Origin of the sequence: Rhodococcus sp. C3V (genome assembly GCF_029269915.1) — a bacterium.
GTDB classification, from domain to species: domain Bacteria; phylum Actinomycetota; class Actinomycetes; order Mycobacteriales; family Mycobacteriaceae; genus Rhodococcus_F; species Rhodococcus_F qingshengii.
This window is the reverse complement of sequence record NZ_JARJBE010000001.1, coordinates 366,306-380,499: the sequence shown is the minus strand read 5'-3', so window position 1 is coordinate 380,499 and position 14,194 is coordinate 366,306. Positions and strand designations below refer to the sequence as shown.

At 62.5% G+C, this 14,194-nt stretch carries 13 protein-coding genes; 3 read left to right on the top strand and 10 right to left on the bottom strand.

The features are described from left to right. Positions 1 to 65: 65 nt before the first annotated feature. Positions 66 to 1,061 (top strand): endonuclease/exonuclease/phosphatase family protein, encoded by a 996-nt coding sequence (locus tag P3G66_RS01930; RefSeq protein ID WP_047269774.1) that lies wholly within the window; start codon positions 66 to 68, stop codon positions 1,059 to 1,061. Positions 1,062 to 1,128: 67 nt separating this feature from the next. Here the strand turns inward: P3G66_RS01930 and P3G66_RS01925 are convergent, their stop codons facing one another. The 6 genes from P3G66_RS01925 to P3G66_RS01900 form a co-directional block, all read right to left on the bottom strand. Next, positions 1,129 to 2,367 carry an HNH endonuclease signature motif containing protein gene (locus P3G66_RS01925; protein ID WP_276116110.1) on the bottom strand — a complete coding sequence of 413 codons (1,239 nt, stop codon included), beginning with the start codon at positions 2,365 to 2,367 and terminating at the stop codon, positions 1,129 to 1,131. Positions 2,368 to 2,481: 114 nt separating this feature from the next. Next, positions 2,482 to 4,389 (bottom strand): alkyl sulfatase dimerization domain-containing protein, encoded by a 1,908-nt coding sequence (locus P3G66_RS01920; protein WP_276116109.1) that lies wholly within the window; start codon positions 4,387 to 4,389, stop codon positions 2,482 to 2,484. A gap of 63 nt (positions 4,390 to 4,452) precedes the next feature. Further along, a complete protein-coding gene (locus P3G66_RS01915) occupies positions 4,453 to 4,779 on the bottom strand; it encodes an SHOCT domain-containing protein (protein ID WP_003939954.1) in 327 nt (108 codons plus the stop codon). Positions 4,780 to 4,803: 24 nt separating this feature from the next. Further along, positions 4,804 to 5,232, bottom strand: coding sequence for a DUF6325 family protein (locus P3G66_RS01910; RefSeq protein WP_007732604.1), 429 nt, complete (start codon positions 5,230 to 5,232; stop codon positions 4,804 to 4,806). 70 nt (positions 5,233 to 5,302) lie between these two features. Then, the gene (locus tag P3G66_RS01905) at positions 5,303 to 6,574 is read right to left on the bottom strand and encodes an MFS transporter (RefSeq protein WP_007732605.1); all 1,272 of its coding nucleotides are present in this window, start codon (positions 6,572 to 6,574) and stop codon (positions 5,303 to 5,305) included. A gap of 45 nt (positions 6,575 to 6,619) precedes the next feature. Beyond that, positions 6,620 to 7,615 carry an aldo/keto reductase gene (locus P3G66_RS01900; RefSeq protein ID WP_214924398.1) on the bottom strand — a complete coding sequence of 332 codons (996 nt, stop codon included), beginning with the start codon at positions 7,613 to 7,615 and terminating at the stop codon, positions 6,620 to 6,622. A gap of 101 nt (positions 7,616 to 7,716) precedes the next feature. Between P3G66_RS01900 and P3G66_RS01895 the strand changes: the two genes are divergently transcribed. Then, the gene (locus tag P3G66_RS01895; protein WP_020970773.1) at positions 7,717 to 8,274 is read left to right on the top strand and encodes a TIGR03086 family metal-binding protein; all 558 of its coding nucleotides are present in this window, start codon (positions 7,717 to 7,719) and stop codon (positions 8,272 to 8,274) included. On the opposite strand, the gene P3G66_RS01890 is transcribed toward P3G66_RS01895, so the two are convergent. From P3G66_RS01890 to P3G66_RS01880, 3 genes are all read right to left on the bottom strand, one after another. After that, positions 8,271 to 9,545 carry an alkaline phosphatase family protein gene (locus tag P3G66_RS01890; RefSeq protein ID WP_058037682.1) on the bottom strand — a complete coding sequence of 425 codons (1,275 nt, stop codon included), beginning with the start codon at positions 9,543 to 9,545 and terminating at the stop codon, positions 8,271 to 8,273. The genes P3G66_RS01895 and P3G66_RS01890 overlap by 4 nt on opposite strands. Continuing rightward, positions 9,542 to 11,230: an alkaline phosphatase D family protein gene (locus P3G66_RS01885; protein WP_276116108.1), complete on the bottom strand. Its 1,689-nt coding sequence runs from the start codon at positions 11,228 to 11,230 to the stop codon at positions 9,542 to 9,544. The genes P3G66_RS01890 and P3G66_RS01885 overlap by 4 nt, the downstream gene beginning before the upstream one ends. A 103-nt stretch (positions 11,231 to 11,333) precedes the next feature. Continuing rightward, positions 11,334 to 11,675 (bottom strand): hypothetical protein, encoded by a 342-nt coding sequence (locus tag P3G66_RS01880; RefSeq protein WP_276116107.1) that lies wholly within the window; start codon positions 11,673 to 11,675, stop codon positions 11,334 to 11,336. Positions 11,676 to 11,817: 142 nt separating this feature from the next. On the opposite strand from P3G66_RS01880, the gene ilvD reads away from it, so the two are divergent. Then, positions 11,818 to 13,512 (top strand): dihydroxy-acid dehydratase, encoded by a 1,695-nt coding sequence (ilvD, locus tag P3G66_RS01875; protein WP_161120059.1) that lies wholly within the window; start codon positions 11,818 to 11,820, stop codon positions 13,510 to 13,512. A gap of 13 nt (positions 13,513 to 13,525) precedes the next feature. On the opposite strand, the gene P3G66_RS01870 is transcribed toward ilvD, so the two are convergent. Further along, positions 13,526 to 14,182, bottom strand: coding sequence for a S1 family peptidase (locus P3G66_RS01870; protein ID WP_007732621.1), 657 nt, complete (start codon positions 14,180 to 14,182; stop codon positions 13,526 to 13,528). Positions 14,183 to 14,194: the final 12 nt, after the last annotated feature.

Sequence of the window (14,194 nt, the reverse complement as noted above, 5' to 3'; positions counted from 1 at the left end):
CGCAAACAGTAGGGCACACCGACTCCACCTGCAGTTTCCCGGAGCTACGACGCTCTTCTGCTTCCATGGACGTCATGCAACCCGATGCCGTGACCCCTCGTCGACTGGTTCTTCGCCGCCTTTCGGCCGTGGCCGGTGTGGCCGGCATCGTGACTGGTTTGGTTGCCTTGATCGCAACTCAGTTGGACGTCGATCACAACATCGTGATCGTTCTCGCGTCAGTGGCGCCCTTGTTGATGATTGCTCCGCTGATCGGTGCCGTCGTCTCGGGTATCGGGCGTCAGTGGATCGTGTGCGCCGCCTCGATCCTCGTCCTTGGGTTGTTCGGATGGTCTGTGAGCCCGCTGTACATCGGCGGAACTGGGGAGTCGACGTCTGCGAACGGTCCATCGATTCGAATCATGCAGGCCAACTTGATGGTCGGTGCAGCGGATCCGGAGTCGCTTGTGGCGATGGTCCGCGAACGCGAGGTCGACGTGGTGACGGTCCAGGAGTTGACGTACCAGGAAGCCGACGCGCTCGAAGCCGCCGGGCTTGACGAGGTTCTGAGCCACCAATTCCTCGTCCCGTACACCGACGGTGGTGGCGGGGCAGGAATCTACAGTCGCTTTCCACTCTCCAATCCGCGTAGCCTCGACGGATTCTCACCCGAAACGCTGTCCGCAGAACTGAATGTCGGCTTGGCGCAGCCAGTCACATTGTTCGCCGTGCATCCGGCACCGGCGTACATCTCACCGGCTTCGGTGTGGGCGGACGAGCAGCGAAGGCTCGGGTCTTACATGGACAAAGTCGCCGGGCGGGACAACGTGATAGTGAGCGGCGACTTCAACGCGTCGTACTCGAACAAACAGTTCCGGAATCTTCTCACGAACGGATACACCAGCGCCGCCGACCAATTGGGTTCCGGCCTGATCCCGACCTATCCGACCGACAAGCGGTATCCGGCGGTGGTCGGTATCGACCACATCATCACGAAAGGCGCCGTGGCGACATCCTTGGAACGGATCGAGATCGAGGGATCCGATCACCACGGCCTGATTGCCGACATCACGTTGTCTTGAGTAAATACTGGATTGAGCAAGCACCGGGGCATGGTTGTGCCCCGGCGTATTCGTCAGTTGTCGCGGTTCACGCCGCTGTCGGTGGGCTGTTCCCGCCGATCGGCTGCTGATACGGATCGATCGACATCGGCGGATAGAACACCGATTTCCGATCGGGGCCGATCTCGACCCGCCATTCGGTGTGGTGCAGCGTCCGATGATGGTGACCGCACAACAAGACCAGATTGTCGAGATCCGTTGGGCCACCATCGTTCCAGTGAACGATATGATGGGCATCGCACCACCCCGATGGTGTCCCGCATCCCGGAAACGCACACCCACCATCACGAACCGCCAACGCCCGCCGCTGCGGCACCGTCGCTGTTCTCGCTTCCTTACCGCAGTCGAGCGGAACACCATTCTCATCCAACAAAATCCGCGTGATCGTGCAATCGCACGCCAGCATCCGTGCGGTATCGATACTGATGGGGCCCACCCAATCCGTCCACGCGAAACCCAGTTCCTCGGTGGACGGCAGGAGGTCTTTCAACGCCTTGAGGTCGGTCATGTCTTTTGCGCTGGCGGTAACGGTGATGTGTGGTTTCACCCCGCCCTCGATCGGACCCAACCCCGCCCGCTCGTACCGCCGCAGTAGTTCGCAGAACCCATCCGCCCGCCGTAATGCCGGAGTGCGAGTGTCCTTGACGCCGTCCTTCTCCGGCGTCGGCGCCGACAGGCTCGACAGCAACGTGATCAGACGCGCCCCGTTCACGGCATCCAGATCACCCTTCACCGACACGCGCCCGTACAAGCCTTTCGAGGCGTAGAACTCGTTACGCTCCGAATCCTCACCCACCGGAACGCCGTCCTCACGCTTGCCGTACTGCTTCTCGATCCGCCGGATCGCCGCCCGCACCGCATCACAATCGGCAATGTTCTGCGACGCCAACCCGAGCAAGATCCCGCGGGCCTTGTCCACGTCCGCCAGGGTCATGTTCTTGGGCGGATGCTGACAGAACGACGCCACCTGCCGCGCCTTCAACGCATCAACATCCCCGCGGTGAAACGCATCGCCGACAACAGGTTCGAGCATCAACAACCGCGCCAACCCGACCAGCAGACTGCACTCACCGATCTCCAGATTCGTCGACCCGTGCAACCACTGCGCGATCGCCCGAAAACCCTTCCCGACCACAGTCTCCCGGGAAAACATCTCCACGATCAACAACACCATCCGCGACTGCAATTCGTGTCGGGCGCGCACCAGATCCAGAACCTCACCCTTGAGGTCCTCGCCATCCAGCTGCCACGCATCCCGACTGTCCATGCCCAAAGTTTAATCGAACACACTTTCGATAACCAGAGACGAACCGGACAACTTCAAAAAGGTGCGCGACTCGAGACCTGTTGAAGTACAGGCTCGTTCAGGACTGATACAGCGCTAGGTCGGAGTGACTATCGCAAAGTTCGGATCCGGCTCGTCGAGGTATCCGGCAAGTTCTGCGAGCTTCGCCGGGTCGCCGGAAACCGAGATGGTTCCATTCGCGATCTCAGCACCCAAGTCCGCACCACCGAGCAGCACACCGAGCAAGCCGAGACGACTCAAACTGAACATCGCATCCACAGACCCAGCATCTGCAGACCCACCTTCCACGTCGAAATGGATCAGAACTCCGTTGCTGAGTTCCGTTCGGTGAACGATGTTTTCGTCAGTGATGTTCCAATCGACGACGATGTGCGAGCCCGCTGCGCGCACTCCATCCACGCGCAGCGATACTGCATCGAAGACTTGACTTACCGACAGCGCTGCGGTGATGTCGGGCGCCGCGGCAACCGTGGGCGTCCCCACTGAGCCGTTGCGCAGTTCGTATGCACCGGTGAGGTAGAAGTTCCGCCATGTGCCGTTCTCGGCGCCGTACCCGAGTTGCTCGAAGGTATCGGCCTGCAGATTCTTGGCCTCGACGTTGTCCGGTTCAGCGAAGACCACGTAGTTCACCACCTGCGCAACCCAGCGAAAGTCGCCGCGCTCGTACGATTCCCGAGCTTTCCGTAACACTTCTGCTGATCCGCCCATGAACTCCACGTGACGCTTGGCCGATTCGACGGGTGGATGCTCCCACAGATGCGCAGGGTTACCGTCGAACCAACCCATGTATCGCTGGTAGATGGCTTTGACGTTGTGACTGACGGAACCGTAGTACCCGTGCGTGTGCCACGCTTGCGCCAATGCAGGTAGCAGCTCGATCGATTCGGCGATCTCGAGACCGGTCCACCCCTGATTGATTCGACGAAGTGTCTGATCGTGAAGGTACCCGTAGAGGTCGCGCTGCAATGACAGGAACTCGGTGAGCCGTTCGGTCCCCCACGTCGGCCAGTGGTGGGACGCAAACAGAACGTCGGATCGTGAGGCGTAACGATTGATCGATTCCGTCAGGTACGCAGACCAGACATGAGGATCTCGTACCAGGGCACCGCGAAGCGTGAGCAGGTTGTGGAGAGTATGAGTTGCGTTCTCCGCCATACACAGTGCGCGCAAATCCGGGAAGTAGAAGTTCATCTCGGACGGGGCCTCGGTTCCGGGCGTCATCTGGAATTCGATCCGAACGCCGTCGATCGTCTCCGTGTGACCTGTCTTCGAGATCGACACCGTCGGCGAAATGAGCGTCGGTGTGCCGGTTGAGGTGGTCTGCCCCAACCCGGCTCCGACGCTACCTCGGGGACCTCGGGGTAAGGCCGCTCCGTACATGTAGGCCGCGCGTCGAGCCATTGCCGTTCCCGCATAGACGTTTTCCTCGACCGCGTGCTCCACGAGCCCGGTGGGTGCGACGATCACGCATCGCCCGGCGGCGACGTCGTCGTCGGTGGTCACTCCTTTGACCCCGCCGAAGTGGTCGATGTGCGAATGCGTGTAGATCACCGCGACTACTGGTCGATCACCACGGTGTTCCCGGTACAACGCGAGCCCCGCAGCAGCGGTTTCCCGGGAGATCAGTGGATCGATGACGATGATTCCGGTATCTCCCTCGATCAACGTCATGTTCGACAGATCAAGTCCGCGAATCTGATAGATCGAATCCGTCACCGCAAAGAGTCCCTGCTTGGCGACCAACTTCGACTGACGCCACAAGCTCGGATTGACCGTTGGCGGGCAGTCCTCGTCAAGGAAGGCGTAGGAATCGTTGTTCCACAGGACTTTCCCGTCCGAATCGGCAACCAGCCCCGGATCGAGCGCGGCGACGAAACCCCGCTTCGCCTCGGTGAAGTCGGCGTCGTCGGAGAACGGTAGAGTCTCGGCGACTCGGGCGTTCGCGGCTTCGATTGCGGCCGATGCCGCACGTGGGTCGATCATAAGTCAGCCTTTCACGCCGAATTGCGGCAATGCGCATTGCCGCAATTGAAGAGAACAGCAGGGCTAGCTCAGCAACTGCGCCTTTGCCGCCGCGAACTCGGCATCGGTCAACACGCCGGACTGATGAAGCTGTCCCAACTCCTGCAGCTTGGAGACCAGATCGTCCGCGCCTGAAGGGGGAACGGACTGCACGGGGGCGACCTGCTGCTGCGGCGGCGGCTGTTGCTGCTGGTACTCCTGCTGATATTCCTGCTGCTGCTCGCTGGCCTTTCGTTGACTCCGTCGATCCATGGCGTTGGACGTCGCCTTTGCGGTTCCAGCCACTACCGCCGTGCGCGCCACCGTGCCGAGCAACCCCGGCCGCCCTCTGCGTCCACCTCGAAAAACCATGCCGAACTCCTTGGGTAATTGTCGCTACTGAAATGCTGCTTCGACCGCTGCGACGACTACCTCGCGCGGTATCTGAACGTGAAGGACTACGTCGCCGCCGCCACCGCGAACCGTCGACGCGAGCTCACGCGCCCACGTCTGCTCGTAGACGATGACTGCGGCGGACGTTCCTGGTTCGAGTGACTCACGGACCACGTCCAGGTCCTCGTCACTGATCAATGCCTTGGCTTCGATGGACAGAATCGCCAGTCCGATGTCGGTGAGATCTTCGTCGACATCGATCTGCGACACCTGTCCGTCCGCGTCCTTGGCGATGTACACGAGGTCGAGCAGAGTGACAAAACCTCGTTCCACCACGTTCTGCAGCGCGGCGACAGCTTCAGGATCCACAGTTGAACCTGGGAATGCCAGCACCACGAGCTCGACCGGTCCGATGTTCATTGCGTCGTTCATCCATCAAGCCTGGTGGCTCGGACGCTTGGGAACCTCACCCGCAGGGGATGAATTACCCGATGCGATCGAGTTATTTGTTGCGACGAATGACTTCGCGAATCGGCCGTACGTGTACGCCTTCTGCTGCGAGGGCTCGCCGGGCTTTGCCTCGGGTGACGAGCACACCGACGATACCGAGAATCCAAACTGGATATTGCACCATCCAGGCGACACGGAATCCGTCGAACGTGTACCCGCCCATGTGTCCGAGGATGACGCCCATCACTTGAATCACGATGAGGGAAGCGAGGAATCCCCCGATGTTGACCATGCCCTGCGCGGTGCCCATCGCCGAACTCGGATTGGATGTGCGCGCGTAGTCGAAGCCGATCACCGAACCCGGCCCACCCACCGAGATGACGACCACCAGGATCGTCAACAACCAGAGCGGAGACGGTTCGCTTCGTGAAAGCACGATCGTCCACATGAGCGCGCTGGCCACCATGATGGTGAGAACCAACCACGATCGACGCATGGGATAGCGACCGGTGAGAATACCGAGGATCGGGCCGGCCACGATTGCCGAGATGACCGACAGCGTCAGCAGCGAGCCGACCGTCGTGGAGTCGAGGCCTTGAGCCGATTTCAGGTACGGCACACCCCACAGCAGCGCGAACGTCGTGATCGAGAACTGAGTCCCCATGTGGCTGAAGAACCCGAGTCGGGTGCCGGGCCGCATCCACACCGTCTTGATCTGTCGCCCGATCTCCTTGGCGCCGGCCGGCACGGCGACCACGTCGGCACCGGGAGGCGCGTCGCGGATGACACTCAACGCCAGCGCAAACGCCAACAGTCCGACAGCGGCAGCGCTGCCGTAGGCAAAAGTCCAGCCCGGTCCGGACAACAGCAACATGAACGGAAGCGCAGACATCACCTGGCCCAGCTGACCGAGGATGCCCGTGAACTGCGAGACCAACGGCACCTGCCGGGGCGGGAACCACTGCGGTACCAACCGCAACACCGAGATGAAGGTGAGTGCATCCCCGGCACCGACGGCAATACGTGCACCGATCGCGACGGGCAGCGATTCGGTGAAGGCGAGAGCCAACTGCGCGGACATCATGATGAACGCACCGACTGCGATCATGATCCGCGAACCGTAGCGGTCGAGGAGAACTCCTGCCGGAATCTGCATACCGGCGTACACAACGATCTGCAGCACGACGAAGCTCGACAGAACGCTGGGCGAGATCGAGAACCGATCAGCAGCAGACAGACCCGAGACACCGAACGAAGTGCGGTGAAGCACGGCGATCACGTAGGCAAAAACACCGACACCCCAGACCAACCACACTTTTTTCATCGGGTCTGTATGTTACTCCTGTCTTTCGCAAGGCTCAGGACATGATTATTCGCGGCCCTGAGAGACCCAATTCAAATCAGCCGAACGGAAGCCTTCGGTGATCGCGGCGAGGGAGTCGAGGCGAGCGATCTGGTCTTCGCTCAGAACGATGTCCAACGCTCCGGCGTTTTCCGTGACTCGTGCAGCGAACCGCGTGCCGGGAATCGAAACGGAAGGCAACCCGTGCTGACGGCCCTTGGCATCGAGCCATGCCAGGGAAACCTGTGCAGGCGTCGCGCCGAGCTCCTCACCGACGGCGCGGACCACGTCGAGAACCTTCTGATTAGCAGGGAGCGCGGAGTCCGAGAAGCGTGGGAAGCGTCGGCGCAGGTCGTTGTCACCGAGCGTCTCCGCATCGAACGATCCCGCCAGGAAGCCTCGGCCCACAGGCGAGAAGGGCACGAATCCGACTCCGAGTTCCGCGGCGGTGGGTACTACCTTGTTCTCGACGTCCCGACTCCAGATGCTCCATTCCGACTGGATCGCCGCGATCGGATGCACCCCGTACGCACGACGCAGTTCATCGCCGGTCGCCTCGGACAGGCCGATGTTGCGGACCTTGCCCGCCTTCACCTGCTCCGCGATCGCGCCGACTGTGTCTTCGATCGGCACGTTCGGGTCGACCCGGTGCAAGTAGTAGAGGTCGACATGATCGACGCCGAGTCGTCCCAGAGACTCGTCGAGTGCCCGCGGCACGTAAGCCGGGTCTCCGTTGATCCCGCGCTGACCGTTGGCGATGTTGCCGACCAGACCGAACTTGGTCGCCAACTGCACTTCCTCCCGGCGGTCTTTGAGAAGCTCTCCCACTGCCCGCTCACTCGATCCCTCGCCGTACACGTTCGCGGTGTCGATGAATGTGATCCCGATGTCCACCGCATGGTGCAGCGTGGCGAGCGCCTCGGCCGGATCCACCGGGCCGTAGACCGGGGCGACGGACATCGCGCCGTATCCCTGGGCGCTGACAGTGAGACCTTCGGCCAGAGTGACGGTGGGGACGGTCATGAAAACTCCTCGATTCGACTGAGCGACAACCCCGACAGTCTTCACCGAATCGAAGCCTCACGCACCGATTAACGTCACGCTGATCGGGTTACCCTCGAGTGATGGCATTCGATTGGCTCGAACTCGTACTCACCGCCCACCGCGAATTCGGTTCACGACTCGCTGCGGTCGAGGACTGGAACGCACCCACGCCCGACTCCGACTGGCACGTCGAACACCTCGTCCGCCACGTCATCGAGGAGCAGCAGTGGGTACCGCCGCTCCTGGCCGGACTGACGGTCGGCGAGGCGACACCGGACATCGTTCCCGTCGGGGACGACCTGTGGACCGAATGGCAGAAGTACTCCGATGCCGCAATCAAAGCGTGGAAATCGACGGACCTCAGTGCCCACGTTCACCTCTCGTACGGCACGGTGAAGGTGGAACCCTATCTGCGCCAGCAGACCTCGGACGTCACGATCCACACCTGGGACCTTGCGCGAGCGGTCGGAGCAGACGAGCGACTCGATCCAGACCTCGTCGAGGCCGTCTGGTCCGACCTCGACGGGCAGCGCGACATGCTCGCCGAGAGCGGTCTGTTTTCCGCTCCCGTCGATCTTCCTGACGATGCGTCGTTGCAGGACAAGCTGATTGCCCTGACCGGTCGCGATCCTCGTTAGACGTTCAGCGACACACCCGTCGTGCGAGCGACGCCGTCCCAGCCGCCGGCAGGTGCACCGAGGCCGAGCAGAGCCGCGACCGTCGGCGCGACGTCGATCGTGCGAGCCTGCGTGTCGATCTTCCGTCCACCGTCCAGAGCGGGATGTCCGCCGCTGAGGAAGAACGGAATGGGCAGTGTCACGAAGTGGCCGTGGTTGCCGGGAATCGGGTTGGACAGTGGAGTCGGATCACTGAACCGCCAGCCCTGAGCGCAAAACGCAACGACGTCACCGGCATTGGTGCCGAGATCGAATTCGGCGGGGAGGTGGCTGGATTCGACGCCGTCCACACCATCCACGATCTGCTGAATCCGGCTGACGGCTTCCGCCCGTTCGCCATCGGGTCCGACGAAGTAGATCAGGTCTGCGCCACCGTTCTGGGCGATTCGAATCTTGCCTGCCAGCAACGGGTCCGCGTTCAGCGGTCGATCCAAGCCGATGAGCCGCGCGGGCTCCGACCAGTCCATCGAGTGGTCGGCCAACACGATCAGAATGCTCCGATTCCAGCGACCCGTGTCATGAAGGAAGTCGACGAAGCGGCGAACCTGGTTGTCGGTGTTCTGAAGTGCAGCCGTGCGAGCGATCCGGATGGACGGACCGGACAGATCCAGGTGCCCGACCCGATCGACGTCACCGAGGTTGGTGAACGAGAGCCGCGGCGAGTTCCCGCCGACGATACGGATCAAGGCGTCGATCGTGAAGTTGTCCGGCGCATGCTCGGTACCGGGAACGAGCGGCTGCGGATCCCACACCAGTGAGGCGCGGTCACCGAACAACCCGTGCAGGTAGCGCTTCGACAGCACACTCGCAGTGGTCAATCCGAGTTCGGTGCGCACCCGATCCAGAACCGTCGATGCCTGCAGGTCGGAAGGCCGATCGAGGTCACGCTTCTTGTCGATGGCCGGATCGTAGACGGAGTTGGCGGGTACGCCCGAACGCGCCGGCAGCACTCCCGTCATCATCGCCGTGTGGTTCGGCAGCGTCTCTGCGATCGTGATGGCACTGGCGTCCGGGTAGTGGATACCGCCGGCCGCAAGCCCGGTCAGCGTCGGGGTGAGCTCCGATCGCAGCTCGTCCGGCCGCATGCCGTCTACGACTATGACATGCACGTCCAGGTCTGGGATTCCGGCGCTGGTGGGAACACTCGCGCGAGCGGGCGTTCCGAGCAATGCCGTTCCGGCGACAACACTTCCACCGATCAGAACGCTACGACGCGAAACTTCGATACTCACTGGTCGACTCCTGGTCGGTACGAGGCCTGATCGAGGGCGGCCGAGGTGGGTGAGACTCTACTGCCCGCGCCTGCCGGAAGACGGTAGCTCACGGCGTAGTGCGCATTGCTCTGCGGATTGGTGAGATCGTCGACGTAGTACCAGTCCATCTGAGTACCTTCGCGGGCAATTTCGAATACGCCGTAGCCGTGCGAATCCAGTTCGACGTACCGCACGTGGCGGTTCACGGCCTTGAATGCTTCTTCTGCCGCAACGGTTACCGTGCGCGGTGGCACTTTCAGCATGTCGTCGATATTGGGCGACGTCACCGACGGGACGACGAACTCGGCGCCGACGGTCGGCCCACCCGGATAGTTGGCGGCGTTGGTCGGTAGGTCGCAGGCCCACGACGTGTGGATGTCACCGGTGATGAAGACGGTGTTGTCCACACCGTTCGAGGTGATCGCGTCGAAAAGCCTGGTGCGGTCGGCGGTGTACCCGTCCCACTGATCCGTGTTGTACGGGACACCGGCCTGCGGCACACCCACCAGTTCGGTCAACGCCGCGGTGGTCGCCGGTTCCAGCGGCGGGAACACGCAGGGCGTGATCATGACCGGATTGCCGACAACCTTCCACTGCGTCGGGGAGGTGACGATTCCGTTGGTCAACCAATCCATCTGTGCGCGTCCGGTAATGGTGCGCGACGGATCGTCGACCTGCTTCATGGTCGGTTGCTCGTCGCGGTAGGTACGCAGGTCGAGCATCGAGATCTCGGCCAGATTCCCGAAGCGGAACCGACGATACAGCTGAACGCTCGAACCACTACCCGACGGGCGGACGGGCATCCACTCGAAATATGCCTTGGCCGAGTTGGTCTTTCGATCTGCCCAGTCACCTTCGACACCGGGAGTGTGGTTTTCGGCGCCGTCCCGGTACGCGTTGTCGGCCGATTCGTGATCGTCCCACGTGGTGATGAACGGGAGCTTCAGGTGCAGAGCTGCCAGATCCGGGTCTGTCTTGTACTGCGCGTGCCGAATTCGGTAGTCGGCCAGCGAAATGATCTCGTGGGCCGGCTCGTGAAGGCGAACGGATCCGTTTCTCGCGCCGTACTCCCCCTGCCCGTACTCGTAGATGTAGTCACCGAGGTGGATGATCGCGTCGAGGTCTTCGCGGAATGCGAGGTGACGATAGGCACCGAAATACCCCGCCTCCCAATTGGAGCAGGACACCACGCCGAAGCGGAGACGATCGAGATCTGCCGAGTTCGACGGAGCCGTGCGGGTGCGGCCCACCGGAGAAACAGCCGAACCCGCAGTGAATCGGTACCAGTACGTCGTCGACGAATCGAGTCCGGTGACGTCGACCTTCGCGGTGTGATCGGAATCCGCCGAAGCAGCAACACTTCCGGACGCAACGACGCTCGCGAACCCCTCATCGATCGCGACCTGCCAGTTGAGAGTCACCGCCGGCCCGACGCCGGAACCGGGCGTCGCGTCTGCCGTCGGGGTGATGCGGGTCCAGATGATCACCGCATCCGGCAACGGGTCACCGGATGCCACGCCGTGCGCGAAGCCCGGGCTGCCACCCGGAACCTCGGCACCGGCGTGACTCGCCGAAGCGACACCGAGACCTACTGCGCCGGCGAGGGCCGCCGATCCCTGCAGCAGGCCACGTCTGGATATTCGATCGAAGGCATTCGTGTGCACGCTAGGAGTGAACCCGCACCTGAACGGGCGTTCAAGAGAGCTTCGGGATGTTCACCCAGGCTTCGCCTGCGCTTCTCTGGAAGTTTGATCGAGTCGATCCCGATTACAACCGGTAATCGAGGACCGAGCCTCGAACCACACCGACCTTGACTCCGATGTAACCGCCGAGTGCACCCCCGGCCGCGATCAGGATCCAGAACGCCGGCGGAAGCAGAGCCTCGGACCCGTCGACCTCGGAGAACGCGGAATAGCCTGCGATCAACGCGCCGAACAGGATGGGCAGTATCAGCAGAGCGGCAAAGAAAGTCACCCACACCGATACGAAGCGGCCCTTCCACCGGGCAATCTCGTGCAGAACCGTCAGAACGACCAGGAAGACACCACTACCGGTCAAGAAGGCGGCCAGAACTGCAAATCCGAAAGCCGAAGTCAGTTCCGACTCCACGTGAATCCCCCTGTACGTCAATCACCTGCACACTCAGCCCCAACTGCGATGCGACGAGTCTATTCACGACGGACGGCGTTTGTCGGCAAGTCGAGTCGCTCGTCTGCCGGAAACACACCCCGCTGACGCCTATGCTTGGAAAATGACCGAACCCGACATCAAGCCCAGAAGTCGTGACGTCACCGACGGACTCGAAAAGACCGCAGCGCGCGGCATGTTGCGTGCAGTAGGAATGGGCGACGACGACTGGGTCAAGTCGCAGATCGGCGTCGCCTCGTCCTGGAACGAAATCACGCCATGCAACCTGTCCCTCGATCGCCTGGCCAAGGCCGTCAAGGAGGGTGTACGGGAAGCCGGCGGGTTCCCTCTCGAATTCGGCACTATCTCCGTCTCCGACGGCATTTCGATGGGGCACGAGGGCATGCACTTCTCCCTCGTCTCCCGTGAAGTGATCGCGGACAGCGTCGAGACCGTCATGCAGGCCGAGCGTCTCGACGGATCGGTCCTTCTCGCCGGCTGCGACAAGTCGTTGCCCGGCATGATGATGGCGGCGGCCCGCCTCGACCTCGCCAGCGTGTTCCTCTACGCCGGCTCCACCCTCCCCGGCGTCGCCAAACTTTCCGACGGCAGTGAGCGGGAAGTCACCGTCATCGACGCGTTCGAGGCGGTTGGCGCCTGCTCGCGTGGGCTGATGAGCCGCGCCGACGTCGACACCATCGAACGGGCGATCTGCCCGGGCGAAGGCGCGTGCGGCGGCATGTACACGGCAAACACGATGGCCAGCGCCGCCGAGGCCATGGGAATGTCGCTGCCCGGCAGCGCTTCACCGCCCGCACCGGATCGTCGCCGCGACGGCTTCGCCCGCGAGAGCGGCAAAGCCGTTGTCGAACTCCTGCGTCGAGGTATCACCGCGAGGGACATCCTCACCAAGGAAGCGTTCGAGAACGCCATTGCAGTAGTCATGGCATTCGGCGGATCCACCAATGCGGTGCTCCATCTCCTCGCGATCGCGCACGAAGCGTACGTCCCGCTGACGCTCGACGACTTCGCTCGCGTCGGCGCGAAGGTCCCGCACCTCGCCGACGTCAAGCCTTTCGGAAAGCACGTCATGACGGACGTCGACCGTATCGGCGGCGTCCCCGTGATCATGAAGGCATTGCTCGACGCGGGACTCATGCACGGAGATTGCCTGACCGTCACCGGTAAGACCGTGGCGGAGAATCTCGCGCACATCACCCCGCCCGATCCGGACGGCAAGGTCCTGCGGGCGATGAACAAGCCCATTCACCCGACCGGAGGCATCACGATCTTGAAGGGGTCACTCGCGCCCGGCGGCGCGGTGGTCAAGTCGGCAGGATTCGAGTCTGATGTATTCGTCGGCACTGCACGGGTTTTCGAACGCGAGCGCGCCGCGATGGATGCTCTCGAGGACGGCACCATCACCGGCGGTGACGTTGTCGTCATCCGCTACGAAGGCCCGAAGGGTGGTCCCGGCATGCGCGAGATGCTGGCCATCACGGGCGCGATCAAGGGCGCGGGTCTCGGCAAGGACGTCCTGCTGCTGACGGACGGACGATTCTCGGGCGGCACCACCGGCCTGTGTGTCGGACACGTTGCGCCCGAGGCCGTCGACGGCGGTCCCATCGCGTTCGTTCGCGACGGCGATCAGATCCGGCTCGACGTGGGTACCGGACAACTCGAATTGTTGGTCGACGACTCCGAATTGGAAGCCCGCAGGAAGGGCTGGGAGCCGTTGCCGCCTCGCTACACACGTGGTGTGTTGGCCAAGTACTCCAAGCTCGTGGGATCAGCCTCGGGTGGAGCAGTGTGCGGCTGATCCCAGCCCGCCGCTAGATCGGCCGGTACCCGGCGCCGACACCTCCGTGGGCATTGATCGTGTCCACGATGGAGGTCATGTTGGTGCCGAGTTCCGGCCCCAGGCACGGCACCCAGAGGTAGGCGTTGACCATCGCGACCAGCGTCGTCCCGACCGTGACCGGGGCTCCCGAATCACCGTGGTCGACGCAGATCTGAGTCCAGGTGGATGCGTCGGCGCTCAGGTCTCCCCAGACGACGCCGCAGGTCGTGCCCGTCGTACGGCCTTCCTTGCAGGCTGTAGCCGGGAAGCTGGCCGGAGCGCCGATCGAGGTGATGGTTGCCGCGCCCACCGTTCGAACTGGTGTGACCTTGCCCGGATCGAACTGGATGACCCCGTAGTCCAGGTCCGGGTTCGACTCGACGAACGTGCCGACCACGCCTGCGTCCTCGTTGCTTTCCGGGATCACGAACGATCCAGGACCACCGCAGTGACCTGCGGTGATACCCACGAGTCTGCCGCCGTTGTCGTGACCGATAGTGGTCAACGTACAGACCAGCTGATTGTCGATGATGATGCCCGAACCACCACCCATGGGCGTGGGTGCAGCAACCGCATTGCTGCTGACGATGAACCCGAGTCCGAGTGCCAAGACCAACGCTGCCAGAGCCGAAACAATTCGCTGCAACATCACAATCTCTCC